Source organism: Sporosarcina sp. A2 (assembly GCF_050858885.1).
Taxonomy (GTDB): domain Bacteria; phylum Bacillota; class Bacilli; order Bacillales_A; family Planococcaceae; genus Sporosarcina.
Genome location: NZ_CP193898.1, coordinates 642,868 through 663,817, shown reverse-complemented (window position 1 = coordinate 663,817; position 20,950 = coordinate 642,868). Strand labels below are relative to the sequence as shown.

27 protein-coding genes and 1 other annotated feature are annotated in these 20,950 nt (G+C 40.6%); of the genes, 9 read left to right on the top strand and 18 right to left on the bottom strand.

Annotated elements, in window-relative coordinates; genetic code table 11:
- Window positions 1–104: 104 nt before the first annotated feature.
- Window positions 105–656, bottom strand: coding sequence for a phosphatidylglycerophosphatase A family protein (locus tag ACRPI0_RS02910; RefSeq protein ID WP_432354725.1), 552 nt, complete (start codon window positions 654–656; stop codon window positions 105–107).
- A gap of 117 nt (window positions 657–773) precedes the next feature.
- Between ACRPI0_RS02910 and ACRPI0_RS02905 the strand changes: the two genes are divergently transcribed.
- The 3 genes from ACRPI0_RS02905 to ACRPI0_RS02895 all read left to right on the top strand — a co-directional run bounded on the left by ACRPI0_RS02905 (window position 774) and on the right by ACRPI0_RS02895 (window position 2,533).
- Window positions 774–1,496 carry an alpha/beta hydrolase gene (locus ACRPI0_RS02905; RefSeq protein WP_432354723.1) on the top strand — a complete coding sequence of 241 codons (723 nt, stop codon included), beginning with the start codon at window positions 774–776 and terminating at the stop codon, window positions 1,494–1,496.
- Between the two features lie 76 nt (window positions 1,497–1,572).
- Entirely contained in the window at window positions 1,573–2,091 is a 519-nt protein-coding gene (locus ACRPI0_RS02900; RefSeq protein ID WP_432354721.1) for a YjcG family protein, read from the top strand.
- Between the two features lies 1 nt (window position 2,092).
- The gene (locus ACRPI0_RS02895; RefSeq protein ID WP_432354720.1) at window positions 2,093–2,533 is read left to right on the top strand and encodes a GNAT family N-acetyltransferase; all 441 of its coding nucleotides are present in this window, start codon (window positions 2,093–2,095) and stop codon (window positions 2,531–2,533) included.
- A gap of 50 nt (window positions 2,534–2,583) precedes the next feature.
- On the opposite strand, the gene ACRPI0_RS02890 is transcribed toward ACRPI0_RS02895, so the two are convergent.
- From ACRPI0_RS02890 to ACRPI0_RS02860, 7 genes are all read right to left on the bottom strand, one after another.
- Window positions 2,584–2,895 carry a hypothetical protein gene (locus ACRPI0_RS02890; protein WP_432354718.1) on the bottom strand — a complete coding sequence of 104 codons (312 nt, stop codon included), beginning with the start codon at window positions 2,893–2,895 and terminating at the stop codon, window positions 2,584–2,586.
- 72 nt (window positions 2,896–2,967) lie between these two features.
- Window positions 2,968–3,219 (bottom strand): stage VI sporulation protein F, encoded by a 252-nt coding sequence (locus tag ACRPI0_RS02885; protein ID WP_432354716.1) that lies wholly within the window; start codon window positions 3,217–3,219, stop codon window positions 2,968–2,970.
- 21 nt (window positions 3,220–3,240) lie between these two features.
- Complete coding sequence (locus ACRPI0_RS02880) at window positions 3,241–3,381, bottom strand: YjcZ family sporulation protein (protein ID WP_432354714.1); 141 nt, start codon at window positions 3,379–3,381, stop codon at window positions 3,241–3,243.
- An 88-nt stretch (window positions 3,382–3,469) separates the two neighbouring features.
- On the bottom strand, window positions 3,470–3,832 hold the full coding sequence (gene spoVAE, locus ACRPI0_RS02875) for a stage V sporulation protein AE (protein WP_432354712.1): 363 nt from the start codon (window positions 3,830–3,832) through the stop codon (window positions 3,470–3,472).
- Between the two features lie 10 nt (window positions 3,833–3,842).
- Window positions 3,843–4,850, bottom strand: a complete 1,008-nt coding sequence (locus ACRPI0_RS02870; RefSeq protein ID WP_432354711.1) for a stage V sporulation protein AD — start codon at window positions 4,848–4,850, stop codon at window positions 3,843–3,845.
- Window positions 4,844–5,299 (bottom strand): stage V sporulation protein AC, encoded by a 456-nt coding sequence (gene spoVAC / locus ACRPI0_RS02865; protein ID WP_432354710.1) that lies wholly within the window; start codon window positions 5,297–5,299, stop codon window positions 4,844–4,846. The genes ACRPI0_RS02870 and spoVAC overlap by 7 nt, the downstream gene beginning before the upstream one ends.
- Window positions 5,299–5,715 carry a hypothetical protein gene (locus ACRPI0_RS02860; RefSeq protein ID WP_432354709.1) on the bottom strand — a complete coding sequence of 139 codons (417 nt, stop codon included), beginning with the start codon at window positions 5,713–5,715 and terminating at the stop codon, window positions 5,299–5,301. Before ACRPI0_RS02860 ends, spoVAC begins: the two co-directional genes overlap by 1 nt.
- Window positions 5,716–5,823: 108 nt before the next feature.
- Here ACRPI0_RS02860 and ACRPI0_RS02855 point away from each other — a divergent pair, with 108 nt between their 5' ends.
- Complete coding sequence (locus ACRPI0_RS02855; protein ID WP_432354707.1) at window positions 5,824–6,360, top strand: CotY/CotZ family spore coat protein; 537 nt, start codon at window positions 5,824–5,826, stop codon at window positions 6,358–6,360.
- A 104-nt stretch (window positions 6,361–6,464) separates the two neighbouring features.
- Here ACRPI0_RS02855 and ACRPI0_RS02850 read toward each other — a convergent pair whose 3' ends face one another.
- On the bottom strand, window positions 6,465–6,869 hold the full coding sequence (locus ACRPI0_RS02850) for a hypothetical protein (protein ID WP_432354704.1): 405 nt from the start codon (window positions 6,867–6,869) through the stop codon (window positions 6,465–6,467).
- A gap of 75 nt (window positions 6,870–6,944) precedes the next feature.
- On the bottom strand, window positions 6,945–8,318 hold the full coding sequence (gene mgtE / locus ACRPI0_RS02845; RefSeq protein ID WP_432355872.1) for a magnesium transporter: 1,374 nt from the start codon (window positions 8,316–8,318) through the stop codon (window positions 6,945–6,947).
- Between the two features lie 92 nt (window positions 8,319–8,410).
- Here mgtE and prpE point away from each other — a divergent pair, with 92 nt between their 5' ends.
- Entirely contained in the window at window positions 8,411–9,154 is a 744-nt protein-coding gene (gene prpE / locus ACRPI0_RS02840) for a bis(5'-nucleosyl)-tetraphosphatase PrpE (RefSeq protein WP_432354702.1), read from the top strand.
- Here prpE and ACRPI0_RS02835 read toward each other — a convergent pair.
- Genes ACRPI0_RS02835 through ACRPI0_RS02820 form a run of 4 tightly spaced genes read right to left on the bottom strand, consistent with a single transcriptional unit; the run spans window position 9,139 to window position 11,955 of the window.
- Window positions 9,139–10,068 carry an RluA family pseudouridine synthase gene (locus tag ACRPI0_RS02835; protein WP_432354700.1) on the bottom strand — a complete coding sequence of 310 codons (930 nt, stop codon included), beginning with the start codon at window positions 10,066–10,068 and terminating at the stop codon, window positions 9,139–9,141. The two genes, prpE and ACRPI0_RS02835, sit on opposite strands and share 16 nt — an antisense overlap.
- On the bottom strand, window positions 10,055–10,864 hold the full coding sequence (locus tag ACRPI0_RS02830) for an NAD kinase (RefSeq protein ID WP_432354698.1): 810 nt from the start codon (window positions 10,862–10,864) through the stop codon (window positions 10,055–10,057). Before ACRPI0_RS02830 ends, ACRPI0_RS02835 begins: the two co-directional genes overlap by 14 nt.
- Window positions 10,861–11,535, bottom strand: a complete 675-nt coding sequence (locus tag ACRPI0_RS02825) for a GTP pyrophosphokinase (RefSeq protein ID WP_432354695.1) — start codon at window positions 11,533–11,535, stop codon at window positions 10,861–10,863. Before ACRPI0_RS02825 ends, ACRPI0_RS02830 begins: the two co-directional genes overlap by 4 nt.
- A 27-nt stretch (window positions 11,536–11,562) precedes the next feature.
- The gene (locus tag ACRPI0_RS02820; protein ID WP_432354693.1) at window positions 11,563–11,955 is read right to left on the bottom strand and encodes a hypothetical protein; all 393 of its coding nucleotides are present in this window, start codon (window positions 11,953–11,955) and stop codon (window positions 11,563–11,565) included.
- Window positions 11,956–12,082: 127 nt separating this feature from the next.
- Between ACRPI0_RS02820 and ACRPI0_RS02815 the strand changes: the two genes are divergently transcribed.
- The 3 genes from ACRPI0_RS02815 to ACRPI0_RS02805 all read left to right on the top strand — a co-directional run bounded on the left by ACRPI0_RS02815 (window position 12,083) and on the right by ACRPI0_RS02805 (window position 14,116).
- The gene (locus tag ACRPI0_RS02815; protein ID WP_432354691.1) at window positions 12,083–12,820 is read left to right on the top strand and encodes a lytic transglycosylase domain-containing protein; all 738 of its coding nucleotides are present in this window, start codon (window positions 12,083–12,085) and stop codon (window positions 12,818–12,820) included.
- A 94-nt stretch (window positions 12,821–12,914) separates the two neighbouring features.
- On the top strand, window positions 12,915–13,307 hold the full coding sequence (locus ACRPI0_RS02810; RefSeq protein ID WP_432354689.1) for a globin: 393 nt from the start codon (window positions 12,915–12,917) through the stop codon (window positions 13,305–13,307).
- Window positions 13,304–14,116: a DsbA family protein gene (locus ACRPI0_RS02805; protein ID WP_432354687.1), complete on the top strand. Its 813-nt coding sequence runs from the start codon at window positions 13,304–13,306 to the stop codon at window positions 14,114–14,116. Before ACRPI0_RS02810 ends, ACRPI0_RS02805 begins: the two co-directional genes overlap by 4 nt.
- Window positions 14,117–14,766: 650 nt before the next feature.
- On the opposite strand, the gene pepF is transcribed toward ACRPI0_RS02805, so the two are convergent.
- The 4 genes from pepF to spxA form a co-directional block, all read right to left on the bottom strand.
- Window positions 14,767–16,575, bottom strand: a complete 1,809-nt coding sequence (pepF, locus tag ACRPI0_RS02800) for an oligoendopeptidase F (RefSeq protein WP_432354685.1) — start codon at window positions 16,573–16,575, stop codon at window positions 14,767–14,769.
- Between the two features lie 53 nt (window positions 16,576–16,628).
- A complete protein-coding gene (locus ACRPI0_RS02795) occupies window positions 16,629–17,795 on the bottom strand; it encodes a competence protein CoiA (RefSeq protein WP_432354683.1) in 1,167 nt (388 codons plus the stop codon).
- Window positions 17,796–17,874: 79 nt separating this feature from the next.
- Window positions 17,875–18,537: an adaptor protein MecA gene (mecA, locus tag ACRPI0_RS02790; RefSeq protein WP_432354681.1), complete on the bottom strand. Its 663-nt coding sequence runs from the start codon at window positions 18,535–18,537 to the stop codon at window positions 17,875–17,877.
- A 284-nt stretch (window positions 18,538–18,821) separates the two neighbouring features.
- Window positions 18,822–19,220 carry a transcriptional regulator SpxA gene (gene spxA / locus ACRPI0_RS02785; RefSeq protein WP_025786060.1) on the bottom strand — a complete coding sequence of 133 codons (399 nt, stop codon included), beginning with the start codon at window positions 19,218–19,220 and terminating at the stop codon, window positions 18,822–18,824.
- Between the two features lie 442 nt (window positions 19,221–19,662).
- Window positions 19,663–19,883: a binding site (T-box leader), on the top strand.
- A gap of 54 nt (window positions 19,884–19,937) precedes the next feature.
- Here spxA and trpS point away from each other — a divergent pair.
- Window positions 19,938–20,924: a tryptophan--tRNA ligase gene (trpS, locus tag ACRPI0_RS02780; protein WP_432354678.1), complete on the top strand. Its 987-nt coding sequence runs from the start codon at window positions 19,938–19,940 to the stop codon at window positions 20,922–20,924.
- The last annotated feature ends 26 nt before the right edge of the window (window positions 20,925–20,950 follow it).

Below are 20,950 nucleotides of genomic sequence, written 5' to 3'. Positions count from 1 at the left end.
CCTTTTCAGAAAACAAACTTATTTGAAATCGTTTTCATAACGGAATAATCAAAAAGAAAAGAGCATAAATATCTGCTCTTCACCCACGTTACAGCCTAATTTAGTTACTTTGCAGCATCCTTCACATCATCAAATGTCAATCCTGCTTCTTCCAAGTCCCGTGACCGGTGTGCAATTCGTGCTGCTGCACAAGAAGCGACACTTGCAACCAAATCATCTAAAAATGTATGCACATGATTTCCTTTTTTAGTATCTAACTCATTAATGATTCCAACTTTATTTTTATCTAAATGACCAAACGACGTTACCGCTATTGATCCATAAGTAAATACAGCGCCAAGCGCAATAGTCTCATCGACTCCAAACAAACCTTCGTCTGATGCTACGATATCTTGTAATGGTTGAGACAATTTACCCTGTTCACATAGCTCGTCCAGTTCAATACCAACCAAAATTGCATGTTGAAGCTCTCTCTTCTTTAAAACATTTACGACGGAGTCCACGCATTGTTCAAGCTGTAACTCTTCATTGTATGGAGCTTGCATTTCATAGACTATCTTCGCAATATCAATCAATTCAACCCCACGACGTTGCAATGCTTCTTTTGTTGCCTCAGCAATTACTTCTGAACGTACTTTGCTTTTCCCATCAAACATATACTCCATCTCCTTCTGATTTCAACTTATTTTGACTTTCGTCAATCGTGCACATTATACCCTCCAGTCATCCTATGTTACAATCTCCTATACTAGACTTGTTAGGAGGCAGGAAAAATGAACCAAGGAAAGATACATGACATTCAATTTTACAGTGAGTCCCTTCAGGAAGAAATGGACTTGCTTATCTACCTACCTTATAATTATTCTCCACTCTATAAATACTCAGTACTTTTTGCTTCCGATGGCAAAGACTACTTTCAATACGGTCGAATTGGTCGAGTAATCGACGAGTATTTGGACAAGGAAGAAATCGAAAATGTGATCGTAGTTGGCATTCCTTATAAATCTGTTGCTGAGCGTCGGAGAATGTACCATCCCGATGGAGATCGTCAAAAAGATTATATTCGTTTCCTTGGACACGAGCTCGTTCCTTATATCGACGAACACTATCCGACTTATCAAGTGGGTGGCGGACGTGGACTGATTGGAGATTCATTAGCCGCAACCGTATCGTTACAAACTGCTCTTAAATACCCCAATTGCTTTGGAAACGTTATTCTTCAATCTCCTTACGTAGACGAAAAAGTAATGGCGGCTGTCGAATCCTCTTCAAATCCCTCCAGTCTATCGGTATATCATGTGATTGGAACAGGAGAAACTGAAGTAGCAACTACAATTGACGGTAAGCTCGACTTTCTACAACCGAACCGGACGCTCAATAAATTATTCGAGAATAAAGGATTTCCTTACTTCTATGAAGAATTTAATGGAGAGCACACTTGGAAATTTTGGCAACCAGATGTGCGGCGCGCTGTTAAAATGGTTTATGGCCAATAACATATCGGACAATTCCAAACAATTCTGCTATACTTGATAGTAGAATTGTACTCACTTTCCTAAGGAGGTTTTTTGTATGAAATACGGTGTTGTAGCATTTCCATCAAAAAAATTGCAAGATTTAGCAAACGCATATCGCAAGCGGTATGATCCCCACTATTCTCAGATCACTCCACATATGACTGTAAAAGGTGTTTTTGATGCGGATGAAACTGAAATTAAAGAAGTAGCTGATGCTATACGTAATGTTGCTAGCAAACAAAAACCTTTCGAACTAAATGTATCAAAGGTTAGTTCATTTGCACCGATTACAAATACCATTTACTTTAAAGCAACTCCAAATGATGAATTACTTGCATTGCATGGCGCTCTAAATAATGAGGAATTTTTCGGTCCTCTTCCACAATACGCATTTGTCCCTCACATTACCATTGCTCAAAGTCTAACTTCCGGTGAGCATGATGATATTATTGGACAGTTGAAGATGATCGGTGCTGAACACACTGAAATGGTCGATCGCATTCATCTTCTATACCAGTTAGAGGATGGATCTTGGACAGTCTACGAAACGTTCCGTCTTCAAGAGGAAAACTGATTTGTACGAGGTAATGATCGCTACGACCGAACACGAGCGTGAAGCTGCATTTACTGTACGGAAGAAAGTATTTGTAGAAGAGCAAGGGGTTCCCTTGTCTATGGAAATTGACGAATTCGACCAGTCTGCATCTCACTTCATTGTGTATGACGGCCCGAAAGCCATTGCGGCTGGACGAATTCGCAATATCGCAAGTGATATTGGTAAAGTTGAGCGCGTTTGTGTATTAAAAGAATACCGTGGAAAGCATTTAGGTGTTCTAATTATGAACACGCTTGAAGAGCATGCAAAAAAGGCTGGCATTCAAAAGATTTTGTTGAATGCTCAGTCTCATGCAATACCTTTTTACGAAAAACTAGGCTATTTTGTTGCATCGCCTGAATTTATGGATGCGGACATCCCACATCGTGCAATGGAAAAACAAATTAACACAACGAGTTAATTAAAAAGATCCCCACTCTCATTTGAGAGTGGGGATCTTTTGGATTGATTTTAAGCATATTCGTTAATCGCTAAACCTTTTCCTACGACAATTGCTACTTGTTTGGATAGAGTTGTAGGGTTCGGTTGGATGAATCCTTTTTTTGCAGGAGACAATGGATGTTGCTTACCTGGAGCATCGCCAAACTCTCGTTCAGAGTTCCGCTCACGTTCACGTCGGATAACTTTTTCCCACTCTTCTTGTTCAGTCTTTAATTTAACAGTTTGGACTCTGTCAATATAAGAAAAAGAAGGGGAAGAATTCTCCATACGGTTGGCATACATTTGTGATTGGATATTCTGAATCGGCAGTAGGTAACCCATTGCCTTCACCTTCCTTTTCGAGTAAGTTGATAGTTACCTATACCCTTACACAGAAATGCTAAACCTACAATTTTATCTTCCTAGCATTTTTGTAATATCTGCGATGTTTAATGGCTTACCACTTGAAACAAGTGAGTTTACGAGTTCGTCTTCTAAATGTTGTGGTACTTGCTTATTTGCTAGCATTCCAACATTTTGAATGATTTTCCTAACTTGCCGCTCATCTTTAAAATCTGCATGTTGGAGAGCATTTGCTAAAGCAAATACTTCTTCCATCGGTACGCCCGTCTTGGATTCGATTTTCTTAAAGAAGGAGTCATTCATACTCCTATTTCCCCCTCTCAATTAGCAAAACGCACTTCCAACAATAATTAATAGGATGAACAACACGACAAGTAGTACGAATGTCGAGCCTCCTCCTTGGTTACATCCGCGATCGCAAGCACCTTCATAACGTGGTTCTCCGTAGCATTGGTTTCCAAACATAAGAAAATCCCCCCTCTCTTCTCTGTATCCTATGCAAAGACACAGCGAAACGGGCGGGACATTCGCACATTTATTTTTGGGAGACTAATTAGACTGTTCCTTTTGACTTAAATACTATAGAAGCGATGAAGCCGAATATAATTGCAGCACTTATTCCTGAACTTGTTACTTCAAACATACCTGTTAAGACTCCAATGATTCCATGCTTTTCGGCTTCTACAAGAGCTCCATGGGTCAATGCATTTCCGAAAGAGGTAATCGGTATAGTGGCTCCTGCTCCTGCAAAGTCGATGAGCGGCTCATAGAGCCCGAAGCCATCCAAGATCGAACCGAGAACAACTAATGTACATAATGTATGGGCTGGAGTGAGTTTTCCCACATCCATCATCAACTGACCGACTACACAAATCAGTCCCCCCACTATAAAACTTGTTATATAAATGGACAGCAAATCTAACCACTCATTTCATTTGGATTTCCACTGCGTGTGCAATACATGGAATCGTATCTCCTTGCTGATAGGAAAGAGGTGACATTAACGAACCCGTCGCAATTAGTAACACTCTTTTGTACGTACCGGAAAGCAGTTTATCGTATACTTCTGAAAAATAAGCTGATGCAGAACAACCTGATCCACTCGCACCCGCAAGAAACTCCGGATGTTTCCCGTAAAACTCTGCTCCCGCATCACGAAATGTATACGATACATCATATTCCCATCGGTCCAGCAACGTTTTAAATAACTCAAAACCAATTTTCCCGAGATCGCCCGTCATGATCAAATCATAATCGGTAACGTCAGTCCCATGTCCTTCTAAGTGACGCTTGAATGTATCCGCAGCAGCAGGTGCCATCGCAGCACCCATATTAAGAGGATCAGTTAAACCAAGATCCTGAACAATTCCAATGGTTCCACACGTGATAACCGGAGCTCCTTCTATATAAGGGATAACAGTAGCTACTCCTGCAGCGCTGGCCGTCCATTGTGCGGTCACTCCTTTTTGACTTCCATATAGGAGTGGATAACGGAATTGACGTTCAATTGCATTATGTTGGCTGGAAGAACCCGCTACAACTAGTTGTGCCATTTTGGATTCAGTTAATAACGCAGCCATCAATAGAGAGGACACGGACGTAGCACACGCTGAAAACATTCCTAAATAAGGAATTCCAATCGTACCCGCTGCAAAATTGGATGGTGTCATCTCATTTACTAAATCTCCCATTAAAACAAATTCAGCATCTGCAGGGGTCTTATCCAATTTACTCAATGCAATCATACATGCGTCCTCCATCATTTTGGCATGTCCTTGTTCATTTGTTTTCAACCCACAGCGTTCGTCATCATACTGTTTATCAGCATACTTCGCAAAAGGACTTTTTTTCACCTCTAAAGGTCCTACCGTCACGCCTGTGGATGCAATTACTGGCTGAGAGGAAAATGTGAGTAAACCTCGTTTGTTTACCAAGATACCACTCCTAATCCTACGAGAATCGTTTTAATGAGAGCTACTACAAACGCTGAAAACACACCGTATACAATGACGGACCCCGCAAGTTTGAACATGTTTCCTCCGACCCCTAACACATAGCCTTCTGATTTATGTTCAATTGCTGATGAAATCATTGCATTTCCAAACCCTGTTATCGGAACAGCACTACCTGCACCACCGACTTGCGCAATTTTTTTGTAGTAGCCGAATCCGGTCAATAACATAGAAAAGAAAATCATCGTAGCCACTGTCGGATTACTAGCAGTTCGTTCAGTAAAATCGAAAAAGGTAATATAGAAAAGTGCGACGAATTGACCGATTAAACATATAGCTCCACCAACTAAAAAGGCAGCAACGCAGTTCTTCACATACGTTGGTTTAGGCGTAATCTGTTGTTCCAGTTGCTGATACTTTTTATTATCCATTACGTCTCTTCCTTTACAAGTGAACTGATTTTTTTCATCTTCTTCAAATAATGCTCTTCGTCCCCTTTTTCGATTAACTTATTCGTCTCTAGCAACACCTTACTATCTGCAGAAACTGTAACTTTCAATTTTGGATACAATTCTTTTAGTTCTTTAGAAAGTTCTTCTGCAATCGCTCGTTTTCTAAACCGTTCAAATGTATTTACACGTAAGCCTGCAATGAGCCGATCCTCATGGACAAGCAAAACTGCATTTTTAATACGTTTGTCTTCTGTTAACAAGGTTTCAGCTTTCCGGACATCAAGATCTGTTGTATTAACCGTTTGAAAACCGATGGATGTGGAACAGCCAGCTAGCAATAATATAATTCCAATAAGCAGCAATAGGTTACGAATCGTCAGTCCCCCCTTTTTCATCAGTATGTCTAGTTTACATACATTTTATTCATAATGGTTCAAGCGCCCTGCCAGTAGGTTGCATAGTTCCATAAGGTATAGAGAACAAACGAGAGGAGGAAATAATCAATGAGTTGTGGATGTGGAAAGAACGAAAATACGGGGGATAAGGTGAACCCGATTCAAGGACACTGTGTTTGTGAGGCAGTTCGCTTCATTAAGCGCCTTCAGGATACGCACACAGACGATGATTGTTTCGATTGCGACACAGACTGCTTCATGAGACCACTTGGTAGTCTTGTCAACCCGGCAAATGAGCGCTTCAATACACGGGTGTTTTCATTGCTAACTGAAGATGGTGACTTCTTTAAAGCGATGTATCGTCCGAAGAGCCATACTCATCATGGCATTAGCTGTTTCTCTGTCTTCTTCAGAGTACAAAACATCTTTGACAACTGCTGTGCAACTCTAATGGTTCTTGAGCCATTAGACAAAGACGGTAAACCAGTCGATATTATTGACTGTGGCAAAGTAAGTCTTGAAAGACTATGTAAAGTAGAACGTTTCAGAGCAACAAAGTCTTGTATTACAGTTGATTTGAACTGTTTCTGCGCCATTCAATGTATCAAAGACACGTTTGTTACACAGTGTTCAACACCAGCATAAGCATCACCCCGCGATGCACGAAAGGAGACTCCCCAAATGGGAAGTCTCCTTTTGTTATTTTTACCTAAAAACGACGCAAACCGGTTAGCCTGCAGCGCGCTAAATTATCTAAATGGCGAGCCTTTCCAAAAAACCTCTTCTATTTCCTGTAAATCGAGCGTACGGATTTCATTCATGTCTTTACTTTCTTGCTGCACTTCAAGAGCAATCTGAGAATCCGTCATTACTGAAATATCACCAGTCAGAAGTTGGCCGTTCACTAAAAATTGAAGAGGACGATAGGCAGACCGAGGAAACGGCTCTGACAAATAGCGAAGTTTCTTCACTATTGGGGAGTCCATAGCAGAGTCCATCGTTGCTGCAACTACCTCTTCAGGTACAACTTGATTTACTGATTGTTCGGCTTCTCCTACTAATTCCGAGTCATTCCCTGACCAGTAAATCGACGTGCTCTCTTCTTTTGACAACTCAAAAATTGTTACCATCGGAGGACCGTCAATAAAAAGCAATGGAACTTGAAGTGAAATATGCGCCACATCCTTTTTACTGCATTATATGCAGCAACTGCCTAGGCGTGACTGACCTCACAATAAATTAATGAATGTTGTCGCAAGACCTAAATAAATTAAAATACTGATTAAGTCATTCAAGGTTGTGATGAAAGGACCCGAAGCAACAGCGGGGTCAATTTTCATCTTATGCATGAATAACGGTATGAACGATCCTGAGATAGTTGCTGCGAAAATCGAAACAAATATCGCTGCACCAACCAACATACCGATGACAAGTTCATGTTTCCAGAAAAAGATAAGCCCAATCACAAACACACCACAGACAAATCCTGTCATGAGCCCAGTTCCAGCTTCTCGAATTAGTAATTTCATCTTACTTTCTTCTTCGATATCTCGTGTTGCAATTCCTCGAACAGCTACAGCGAGTGCTTGAGTACCACTATTTCCGGCTGTACCTGCAATTAAAGGAATGAATGCAGCAAGTAAAGCGACTTGAGAAATGGTATCTGTGAACATATCAATTAAATTAGCGGTAATCATTCCAAGTATTAAAAGAATAATCAACCAGGGTACTCGTTTTTTTGCTGCTGAAAATGAGTTTTTATCAAATGTATCCATATTGGATACACCAGCAAGTTTTGAGTAGTCATCTGACGCTTCTTCTTCTAGAATATCCAACACGTCATCGACAGTAACAATCCCTAATATATGTTGTTGAAAGTCGACAACCGGTACAGCTAGTAAATTATAGTCTTGTGTCGTACGAGCAACATCTTCCTGGTCATCAGAAACTAAAACACTTACAACACGTTCATTCATGATTGAATTTATCAATACATCTTCTTCGGACGTTATAAGATCACGAAGTGAAACAACGCCTGTTAGTACGTTATCGTCATCCACAACGAACACATAGTAAATAGTTTCCGCACTAGGGGCTTGGATCCTTAAAATATTCATAGCAGATCGAACCGTTGAGTTCTGCGGTACGGTAACAAATTCAGTTGTCATAATCGATCCGGCAGTATACTCTTCATAGTGCAGTAGTTCTTTAATTTGGGCAGCCGCTTCTTTGTTCATAAGCGTTAAGTAACTGACGCTTTGCGACTTATCGAGTTCTTTCAGGACATCGACCGCGTTATCCACAAACATGTAGGAAATCATCTCTGCGGCATACGTCGCCTCCATCTCCTGAAGGAACTCTTCGTATTCATCTTCTTCAATTTCACTAGTCTCAAAAATCTCTGCCATTTCTTTAGGAGATAGGAAATAGTACATAATTTTACGAAGTTCCACACCGGCTTTTTCGTAGAAGATTGCGCGATCGTAAGGATGGAGTAGCAAATATTCATCACGGAACGCTTTAATATCCTGTCGCTCTAAAACTTCTCTCAGCTTTACTTCGTCGAAATCCACTTCTTCTTTACGGTCTTCTGTTGTTTCCATGGCTACACCTTCCTTTCTCTTCGCCATTCGGCCAGGCTACTGTATACTATTGACTACTTTGCAAATACTTTTCACGAAAAGGAGTGAATTGCATGTACGATATAATTGGTGACATTCATGGGTGTTACGAAGAACTACTTGAATTACTGACTACTCTAGGGTATTCCCTGAACACAGGTGTTCCAACCCATCCTTCTAATAGACAGATTGCATTCGTAGGAGACGGCACGGATAGAGGACCTTCTTCGCTTAACGTGCTGCGCTTATTATTTACAATTCAAGACAAAGGACAACTCATTTATTCCCCGGGAAATCATTGCAATAAACTATACCGATACGCAAAAGGAAACAACGTCCAGCAAACTCATGGGCTAGAAATGACAATCGCTGAACTGGACACTCTTTCACAGCATGAAAGAAAACAATTTCTAGCTCGTTATCAGCGATTTTACGAAGCTTTACCTCTCTATCACCTATTGGATAATGGAAAGCTCATCATTGTGCATGCTGGTATATCTCAGCAATTGATAAGCGCAGCCCCTTCGTCAGCTCTTCGTACATTTGTCCTCTACGGAGATATCACTGGTGAAACGTTGCCTGACGGCCGACCAGCCCGACGAGATTGGGCATCATCCTACAAAGGAACTCCGTGGATCGTGTATGGTCATACACCCGTTGCATATCCTCGTTTTATTAACCGCACTGTCAATATTGACACAGGGTGTGTATTCGGTGGATCATTGACGGCACTTTCATGGCCAGAACTTAAAACTATATCTGTTCCTTCGAAGCAACCCGTACAACCAGAGAAGTTTACGGACTATTCTACCTCATAAGTTGTACTTAACGACAACAACGTAAACATATCGGTTGGTAAAGGGCTGTTATACGTAACGGCCTGGTTAGTTGAGGGATGGTTAAATGAGATTAAGGCACAATGTAAAGCTTGTCGGGTAATGAGTTCGCAAGGACCTCCATACAAGTCATCTCCGAGTAAAGGATACCCGATGTGGGCCATATGAACGCGTATTTGATGAGTTCTCCCTGTATACAATCGTAGTTTAACTACGGTAAATTGACGCCCGTTAAGCAACAAACGATCAGCTACTTCTACATCTGTACGTGCATACTGTCCATCCGGACGTACGACGCGCTCGATAATACTGCCTTCTTTTCTACCAATGGGTAGCTCTAGCTGATACGAATCATCTTCCATCCATCCGTTCACAAACGCTATATAACGTCGATCCATTCCTGTCCGCTGCATTTGCACACTTAATAAATGATGAATATGTCGATTTTTCGCTATGCAGACGATTCCAGATGTATCGGTATCTAACCGAGTGACAACATGAACTGTAGCTGGATGATTGTCGTTTAAATATTTTCCAGCAACCGCATTGGCTAATGTACCGTTTGGCTGGTTCCATGAAGGAATTGTACCTTGCCCGACTGGTTTTTCAACCACTAAGATTGAATCGTCTTCGTCAAGTATCGCGAGCTCCCCATCCTCCGGAGTCAACCCCGCCGCCACTTCCTCTGGAGGGAATTCAATCACAATCGTATCTCCACACTCCAACATCCAACGTACTGTCTGTTCTACACCGTTTACTAAAATCCGACCACCGTCATACTTAACAGCGGTTAGAGCGCGTCTTGATATTTCTTTCAGTTTGAGAAAGTCTCGTAAAAGAATGCGTTCTTCACATATGAATTTCAGTAGTAACGGTGAATGCTTAGTTCTCTTCATCACTAGCAACGAATGATTCTGACACTCGCTTCCAGAATGGGAAAGGTCTAAATCGGGCAAACGAAATTCGCTCTTTTGCCACTTTGTATTCAATTGATTTAACATCTTTTTGGAGTAATTGTAAGTGATCCACAGTTACCATGAAATCGGGTCCTTTTACCGGCTTCAATAAGCATGAATGGTGGGATGGAAGAACAAGTGGAGATCCAACGGTCCGGAACACCCGATTGTTTATAGATGCCATTTCAGTAAGTTGCATGCAAGACAGTGATGGATGCAAAATCGCACCATTCAATGATTTACTGTAGGCTGTTGAGCCTGATGGTGTAGACATACATAACCCATCTCCACGGAAACGCTCAAAATGCTCACCGTTTAGTTCTACATCCATTACGAGTGTAACTTCCGGTGACTTAATGGTCGATTCGTTTAGTGCAAGATACGTAGATGTTTCAGTTGAATGGGTGTACGCAATTTCTACTTCAAGAAGTGGATATTGTACGACATGATAGTCTTTTCGCGCAATCATAATGACTAATTTCTCAATTTCTTCGGGCTTCCAATCTGCGTAGAATCCTAAGTGACCCGTATGAATTCCGACAAACGCTGTTTCATGGAGACGATGTACATACTTATGGAACCCGTGTAATAATGTCCCATCTCCACCGATGGATAGTACGATATCAGGCTCTACTTCGTCATATTCCAGACCGAACTCCACCAAATAATCTTTAGCTTCAGCCATTAGGCGATTGGATAATTCATCACCACGTGATTGGATAACGAACTTTGTCATTCCGGTTCCCCCTTCCATGAGGTATCTTGTATATCTCGTTTTTCCGTCTCTTTGAATGAACTAAAATAGGATTGTGCTTCATGTATTTCGTCTCGTATTAAGGACATTTCTTCATCCAGTCTAAATGCCGCTTCAGCAGCTCCTTCTAGCCGTTGTCGAATAACGTCCGGAAGTTCACCTTGGTACTTATAATTTAAAGAATGCTCAATCGAAGCCCAAAAATTCATCGCAAGTGTTCGAATTTGAATTTCCGCTAAAACCGTCTTTTCACCACGGATCGTTTCGACAGGGTATTCGATGATGATATGGTATGAACGGTAACCACTTTGTTTTTTGTGCGCTATGTAGTCTCTTTCTTCAACAATTTTCATATCATTTCGCTGTCGAAGCATGCCCACAACACTTTCAATATCATCTACAAACTGACACATAATTCGAAGTCCCGCTATATCAGGTACTTCAGCAGCTAGTTCACCTGAGGGCTCGAATGGAATGTTTTTTTCAAGAGTTTTATCGTAAATACTTGCAAGCGGTTTTACGCGCCCTGTGACAAATTCAACAGGAGCATGTAAATCTTCTAACTTGTATTGGTGTCGCAAGCCCTTTAACTTAACCTTCAGCTCCACCACTGCTTGCTTATAGGGAGCAAGAAAATCGTTCCACATTCTCATAGTAAAGGCCGCCTCCCCTTCGTTCACTTAAATCGATTGTTGTAATGTCTTCTGGAACGTTTCTTCTACAGCTAGCATGAACGCTTCACCATAGTTCCCGTTACCTTCTATATTGAAAATCAGCATAGTAAGTTCCTCTGTGAAGCCTGTTAATTGGACGGTCCCATTTTCACATTTCAACAAAGGGTCTCCATTGTTTTGCTCGATTAGTTGTTGCATTAACGGCCATACGTCTTCTGTAAAATGAACGTATTGATACGTTTCCCCATCCTCAAAAAGATACACAAAGTTACATGCATCTGAGTCAGTTATCATTTTACCTGAAGCTCTTTCCCCTAGCATTTGAGTGGTTCCGTTATACGTGAAACTAATAACGCCGTCTTTCAATTGCCCCTGTGTAATTAGATGTTCGATATGCACAATTCCCTCTTCCCTTCCCCTATCATTCAGTAACAATAGTTTACCATAGAGTCGGCGCTGTTGCAGTCAGGATTGTGCTTTCAACCGTTAAATTGATATACTGAAAGAAGAACTAGAAATGCCACGGATGAAACTGTATCAGAAAGGAACGATTAGTATGGATGCAAGAATGATTCGAACGCTCTTTGAATTGAATACTTTGCAGTCGCTTGGGGCCGTTAACTCGGCAACTGAAACGAAAACAGGAGGCCAGGAATTCTTTCAATCGTTGTTAAATGAAATGACAAATGAGAGTTCCATCTCTGACTCGCTCTCAAGCTTTTCTGCAACAACACTAGGTAGCATTCAATCTCCTCAAGGAATGAATCCATTCGTGTTCGGTGCGACTCCAACTATCAATTCTCCTGCTGATGCGACACAATACATTGAAAAAGTCACTTCAAGCCGTCCCCCATTATCTTACAATGGCGGCAACTTGAACACTGAGTATGCACCATTAATCAGTGCAGCTGCTAAGAAATATGACGTTCCACCAAGCCTGATTGCAGCTGTCATTAAACAAGAGTCTAATTTCAACAAAGATGTGGTTAGTCATGCAGGTGCCAAAGGCCTTATGCAACTGATGCCAGGTACTGCTAAATTTTTAGGTGTCACAAATCCATCGGATCCTGAACAAAACATCATGGGTGGGGCGAAATATTTAAGACAGATGCTTGACCAATTCGGTGGAGATTTGAAATTATCCTTAGCTGCTTATAATGCAGGACCTGGAAATGTCCGAAAGTACGATGGTATCCCTCCTTTCCGGGAAACACAAAACTATGTCACAAAAGTTATGAACAACTATAATACGTTCAATGTATGAAGGTTTAAGGGATGTTGAAAGCTATTTATTTGTGAATGCTATATATGGTTGATAAAATAGAACAACAGAGTAACAACAAAGGAGAATGACATTCATGACACGAAAGCCTTTGATACCTTATGAGGAGATCGGTGAAGCGCGATTGTCTGAACTCATCGACCGGTTTTATGCCAAAGTGGCGGTACATCCGGACTTAATTCCCATTTTCCCAGATGACTTAACAGAGACTGCCCGTAAACAGAAACAGTTCCAAACGCAATATTTGGGCGGACCCAATATATTTACTGAAGAACATGGACATCCGATGATGAAAGCTAGACACATGCCATTCGCTATCACACCTACACGCGCTACCGCTTGGCTAGCTTGCATGGCTGAAGCGATGGATGAAGTTGAACTCGACGGACCACTTCGCGACATTTATTACCAACGCCTCGTCTTAACAGCCAATCATATGGTGAATCGGAACGAGGAGGGAGATCAGTGAATCGTAGAACATTTGCAGAAGTTGAACAACAGCCGATAGCACATCCTCGACCGATTGAATTATATGTATTTCTCGATCCATTATGCAAAGATTGTTGGTCGCTGCAGCCAATCCTACGGAGATTACAAGTCGAATATGAGCGTTATTTCACTCTGCGCATCGGCTTACTGACATCACTACCCAAAATGAATTACAAAGCACTTCCACTTGTCGACGATGAGGAAGAAGAGTTGAATGCTTTTGAAAAAGCACATCCAGCTTTTCCAAGCATTGCAATTAAAGCCGCTGAGTTTCAAGGAAAACGCGCAGGCTTTCGTTTCTTAACGAAGCTGTTCGAGTATTCTTTCTTAAAATCACGCAACGTTAAATCGTTCTCAGTACTCGTTGAAATTGCTGAAAAGCTGAACTTAGACAAACAAGAATTCATTAGCGACTTTTTCTCTAAAAATGTATTGCAATCGTTGCAAGTCGATTTACATCTTGCTAAAGAAATGGAAGTTAGGAAATCACCAACTTTTGTATTCTTCAACGAAAATATTGAAGATGAGGGATTAATGGTTGACGGTTCATATAGATATGAAATCTATGAGCAAATTCTTGAAGAACTGACAGGTTCTCCAATTATACGAGATCGCGCACCATCCCTGGACGAACTCTTCAGCCGTTTTGAAATGTTAGCAACTGGTGAAATTGCTGCCATTTATGGAGTTCCAGAAAAGGATAGCGAACGAGAATTGAAGAAACTTCTACTGAAACAAGAAGTAGAACGCATTTTTATTAATGATAATGTACTTTGGCGCAAACGCTAATCTATATAGGTAGCTTAAGAGAAGAAAAATCATTTGATTTTTCTTCTCTTTTTTTGTTGGTTAGTTTAGCGGGGTTCTAGTTTTATTTTGGAAGTGGATATCTGCTGTTGAGTGTAGAGATGACCTTATACGTGATGATTTATCTCGTGGTATATACGTTATGATCATATTTTGTGATTTATGATCAGTTTTTGAGTTTTATGAGCGCATTTGATATGTTATGATCACATTTTGAATTTTATAATCATATTCCCTGTTTTATGAGCGCATTCAACAAGTTATGCCTCGTTTCATGTATATTGATTGGACTTTTCCAAGATTCTATCCACACTGTGGGTACACTCTTCACGGCCAATGGAAAAGAGCACCGCTTCTGGGGGGAAGCGGTGCTCATATAAAGGGAATGGGAAAAATGTTCACGTTCAAACAAAAGGGGTGTATGTTTGGTTTGTGAGTTTCATTCACAAGTTAAATCTATCATAAAATAATTGTTACATCAACTTTTCACAAACAATTTCATGGATTTGTCACATATACACATTCAGAACACTAACCTGCACACGTCTATAGACAATAAAAAAAAGGAGCTCATGTAAATAGAAACCATGAACTCCCGCTAATTTGTTATGTTACTATATCAAACAATCCGATTACTGTTTCGCTAGAAGTTGTTCTAATTCATTTAATCGCTCTTCAAATACTCGGCAAGCCGCTTCAATTGGTGCAGTGGTTGTCATATCCACACCTGCTTTTTTCAATACTTCAATTGGATAATCAGAAGATCCAGCTTTCAAGAAGTTTGTAATATAACGTTCTACTGCTGGTTCACCTTCTGTTAGAATTTGGTTACTTAACGCAACTGCTGCGCTGTAACCAGTTGAATATTGGTACACGTAATAATTCATGTAGAAGTGAGGTATCCGAGACCATTCTAGTCCGATTTCTTCGTCAACTGTCATCGCTCCACCGAAGTATTTCTGGTTCAACTCATAATAGACTTCAGTAAGTTTCTCTGCCGTCAACGCTTCCCCTTCTTGGTCTAACTGATGAATTTTGTGTTCGAACTCCGCAAACATTGTTTGACGGAATACCGTTCCACGGAAACCATCTAGCCAATGGTTCAACAAGTAAATTCGTTTCTGCTCATCATCTGTTGTTTTCAACAAGTAATCATTTAACAATGCTTCGTTAACCGTTGAAGCAACTTCTGCTACGAAAATGGAATATCCACTATAGATATAAGGCTGATTTTCACGTGAATAGTAACTATGTGCACTGTGACCAAATTCATGTGCTAGTGTAAACATGTTATTCACATTATCTTGCCAGTTCATCAGAATATATGGATTTGTCCCATAAGAGCCTGAAGAATACGCTCCTGAGCGTTTCCCTTTATTCTCACGAACGTCCACCCAACGACTTTCGAGTCCTTTTTTAATGATAGAACGATATTCTTCACCCATTGGCTCAAAACTTTCCAACATAGTCTCAGCTGCATCTTCATACGAAATTTTCATATCAAGATCTTTTACTAGAGGTGCATACAGATCCCACATATGGAGATCATCCAACTTGAATACCTTTTTACGAAGTTCAATATAGCGGTGCAACAAGCCTACATTATCTGAAATTGTGTTGACTAAATTGTCATACACTTGCTCAGGAATGTGGTTATTCGCTAAAGCCGCTTCTCTTGCAGATCCATAATTGCGGATTGCTGCATTAACGTTGTGTGTCTTAACATTTCCGGAAAGCGTGGAAGCAAAAGTATTTTTAAATGAACCATACGTTGCGTACATCGCTTTGAACGCTTCTTCACGTACGTTACGATCCGGACTTTCTAGGAAGTTGATGAAGCGGCCGTGAGATAGCTCAACTTCTTCCCCTTTTTCATTTTTCACGGTTGGAAATTTCAAATCAGCGTTGTTCAACATACTGAATGTATTTGATGAACTCCCTGCAACTTCTGACAATTGTGCAAGTAAACCTTCTTGCTCCTTTGGAAGGACGTGAGGTCGTACACTATTTAATTCCTTCACTTCTTGTTTATAAAGGGAAAGCTTCTCGTTTTCCTCAACCATTTTTTCAAGCGTTGTAGCATCCATTGAGAGCAGCTCTGGCAAGAAGAATGCGAGCTTTGTAGAAACTTTAACAGCGAGTGATTTTGCACGACTGTCCATTGCTTGATAGGTGCTATTCGTAGTATCTTGGTCTGTCTTTAAATGCGAATACGTGTAGAGTTTACCGAGTCGCTGTGAGATTTCATCCCGATACGTGAGTGCTTTAAGTAGCGCATCAGGTCCGTCACTCAATGTCCCTTGATAGGAATCGGCTTCAGAAGAAAGATTTTCAATTTCTTTGTACTCGATATCCCATGCAGCATCACTAGTAAAGATGTTTTCCAAGTTCCATGTTTCTTCTACTTTCACTTCATCACGAGTCAATAGTTTCTCTGCCAATGTAATTCCTCCTTGATCCCGATAATTCGGGATACGAATCTTTTACCATTTTCTCAATTTTCTATCTGTAATGCAAGGAAACGCTCTAGAAGTATTTTAATAACCTCTTTCTCTATTCGCTCAGATTGCGTCGAGTCCTTCTTTTCCCATTGAATTAAGTGTAAAAACTCCAGATAGGATTTACACACGTTAAGCTGTTGCCTTGAATTCCCTGGATAATTATCTACAAATCTCTGCAACCGTTGAAGTGGTATTCGCTTAGGAGAAAAGTTGAAACGACGCAATAAACGAACGAGATCCAGTTGCCATTCACAATCGTTTACACGAAATGCTCCATTACAATGAACAGGAACTCCAATCCATGAAGGTAATTCTGTTGGATGCAGTTTAAGCTCATAACAATTACGCAAAAATGGATTTTGGACACCTTTACGATTCAATAGAATGGATCGCTGCAAGTATGTGCTCCGGTGCATCTTATAAAACTGAAAGTAATGATGAAGCGTGTGTTGATCAGGAAGTTTTGGTCGAGCGAAAGGGAAGGTTTGCAAGTGTGCAGGTAACTTGCGATGAATGCCGATGAAAAGATTCCCTTCAATCGGAAGCAGATGACTGAAATAATGGAACTGTCTCGTTTCTGGGGTTAACGTGAGTAATGTGAACTCTGGGGATAAGTTCGTTGTGAAGAATAATTGATGGAACGCTGAGAAGCTAAATTGACCGAAGCCTTCAGACATGTCACGGACTTTATGAGGAGTTTGTAATATCCAGATGGGCTTCATCCCGATGGATTCATAACCGCTTGTCCGACTTTCTTTATGTTCAGCCGGTAAACGGCTACATTGAAACTCGATAGGTACCGCTATCCCGTCGTGTTGTACAAGTAAATCAGGACGTTGTGACAATTCGGATAGTAAAGGTTCTAGAACAGAAGGTTTTCCCACGCGCTTAAATAACGTGTGCAATAGCTGCTTTCCTTGAATATGTGGAAGTGATTCGCCTTCAGAAAAATTATTAATACAGGCGGAGTCCATTTCGTGCGCAAAATGTGGAATACGGATTGATCCCACTTTCAACAAAACACGTTCTCCACATTGTGGACATCTAAAGTGCTGTTCCTTACGCCATACTTTCAAGCGTTCTCTTTGGTGAGACTCATCTAAAGTGACGGGTGTTCCATCTTTTAATGTTGCAGTTAATATGTGAATCACTCCTTTCACTGAATAGTCTACGAATAGTTATAAGATAATGCAAATTTTAAATCAAAAAAAGCCACCTAAATAGGTGACTTTACTTTTTTTAGAAATACGACTCGATAGTTTGGAATACATTGGAGTCCATAACGACTGTCCCATACTCTTGTAAGCGATGGATCGTTATGTTCGTTGGAACACCGTATTCAAGCACAATGCTTTCCACATCGATTTTATCGGATACTTCTTTATCGGATGAACTATAGTCAATATGCAAGTAATATTTCTCTTCGTAAGCGTACAATGCAGTCGACTCATCAAAATTAGCTAGTTGAGAAGCCAACGGAATTAAATCATCAAACTCTTTAAATACGAACATCTCACGTGCCGTTACCATTCTGTTTTCTGAAACAGGATCGTTTGCCGAATCAGAAGAGTCAATCGATGCTTCAAGTTCAGGCTGGAAAAGTTTACGAGGATCATCAATGCCATAAGGATATTCCGTAGATTCTCCCTCTTCAGGCAATTGAGCCCGCGTTACAAGAACTTCAATTCCACCACTCATTGCGTGCACCTGAATCCATAAAGGACCCTCGATTTCGAATTCAATATCAGACTCCGAATCGATTTCCTCCATCATATCCCAAAACAATTCCTCACTCTTGTCGCGGTTATACCACACTTCTTCACGAGTGAAGCCTCGTTCTTCGATATCCAGGTAGGACAAGTAAAACTTGACTGTATTCTCATTGATTCTCTCGATTTCCATGATTTTTCTCTCCTTCCCCCCGAAGTAGACGTTCTGTCCAACTTCATTTTATCGTTCCCGCGATGCTTCTTCTACTATATGTTCAATTCACCTGTAACGAAAGGGTTTTGCCTCGCAAAAAACAGACAAATTTTTTTAATTGTGAAATACCCCACTGTCTACAGCAAATAAGTTCGTAGAATCCATCAAAAGGTTCGTACACGGAAACTAGGAGAATGAAAAAAGCTGATAGGTTTACGGCATACACCATGACATTCACCTATCAGCTTATTTATGTGAGTTGGTTAGTTTACCATGCGACGTGCTTCTAATAACTGATATGCTCTTACTTTTCTTGGTAAGAAGCGACGTATTTCATCTTCATTATAACCTACTTGAAGACGTTTTTCATCTAAGATGATTGGTCTTCTCAAGAGCCCTGGGTGCTCTTGAATAAGTTCATATAATCGCTGAAGTGGTAAGCTCTCAACGTCGACATTTAGTTTTTGGAAGATCTTAGAGCGAGTAGAGATGATTTCGTCTGTGCCATCTTCAGTCATTCGAAGAATTTGTTTGATTTCATCAATATTTAAAGGTTCAGAGAAAATATTTCGTTCCTCATATGGAATTTCATGTTCCTCCAACCATGCTTTCGCTTTTCGACATGATGTACAGCTTGGTGATGTAAATAATGTAACGCCCATTTGCTGACACTCCCTTTCAATCGGCTTCATATAGTTGTGACTTCCTTGTTTACATTAGAATTATTTTAAATTAATGTTAATAGTTACTATTATACACACATTTGTTCTCAATGAATACACTTTTTAAAAATTATTTGCCGAACTGTTGATAACTGTAACAATTCCGCAATATTCCTCATATTTCATAAGAAATAAATCCTGTAATCTTTTCTGTTATACCCTTCTCAGACAAAGATTAAACATAAACCTATTGTTTTCTCATTATCAATTACATGTGCCCAGTGAAAATGTGATGCTATCTACTAGTACGTTTCATCTGGTGAAAGGTTCCAAATGCTACTCTTTATAAAGGATTAGTTATAGTATTCCCGAAGTTATCAGTTTGAAACCGCATAGTTCTTGCATTTTTGGAATATGCATATTATACTTACTGAAATTAGTTAGAACGGCTTAGACGGAACAAGTACTCGAAATGCAGCTTCTAACAGAGAGCCTGTGGGTGGTGTGAACAGGTGAAGCGATTTTGAGGAATGGGCTCCCGAGCTCGGTAGGATGAGTAGAATACCACTACTCTCCACTGCGTTCCCCCGCGTTAAGGGGTTTTGAGTGGCCTTCGGGCAATTCGGGTGGCACCGCGGTTCCTACACATCGACCGTCCCTATTTATATAGGGATGTGTCGGTGTTTTTTTGTGTTTAAATTTAAGGAGGAAATAACTATGACAACTATCTTTTCTGGGGTACAACCGACAGGCATTATTACGTTAGGAAACTACATTGGTGCATTTCGTCAATTCATCGAGTTACAACATGAAGCGGATTGCATTTTCTGTATCGTCGATCAGCACGCAATTACGGTTCAACAAGATCCTGATGAGTTGAAACAAGCGATTCGCTCACTTGCAGCGACATATATCGCAAGTGGAATCGATCCAGAGAAATCTGTATTATTCATCCAATCCGAAGTACCTGCCCATGCACAAGCTGGATGGATTATGCAATGTACATCTTCTATTGGAGAGCTTGAGCGGATGACTCAGTTCAAAGATAAGTCTGATGGTCAAGACGGTGTTTCAGCTGGATTGCTCACATATCCTCCACTCATGGCTGCAGACATTCTTCTTTATAATACGAATGTAGTGCCTGTCGGAGAAGATCAGAAGCAACATCTGGAACTAACGCGTGACTTAGCAGAGCGGTTCAATCGTCGATATGCAGATGTACTAACGATTCCAGAAGTGCGCATACCAAAAGTCGGCGCACGCATTAAGTCGTTGCAGGATCCATTGAAAAAGATGAGTAAGTCGGATCCGAATCAGAAAGCAACGATTTTCTTAATGGATACGCCGAAGCAAATTGAGAAGAAAGTTAAAAGTGCTGTGACGGACTCTGAAGGAGTTGTCCGTTTTGATGTTGAGAATAAGCCTGGTGTTTCGAATTTATTGATTATTGAATCAGCACTTACTGGTGTTGCTATAGATGAACTTGTAGCAAAATACGATGGTCAAGGCTATGGCGCGTTTAAAGCAGGAGTTGCAGAAAGCGTTATTACTCACTTGGAACCGATTCAGAAGATGTATCACGAATTGATGGACTCAGAAGAATTGGATAAAATTCTGGATGAAGGCGCTATTAAAGCACATTCAATTGCTACTAGTACGCTTACGAAAATGGAAGCCGCGATGGGACTCGGACGTAAACGGTAAGTAGTAAGAGAATAATGGCTCCGACA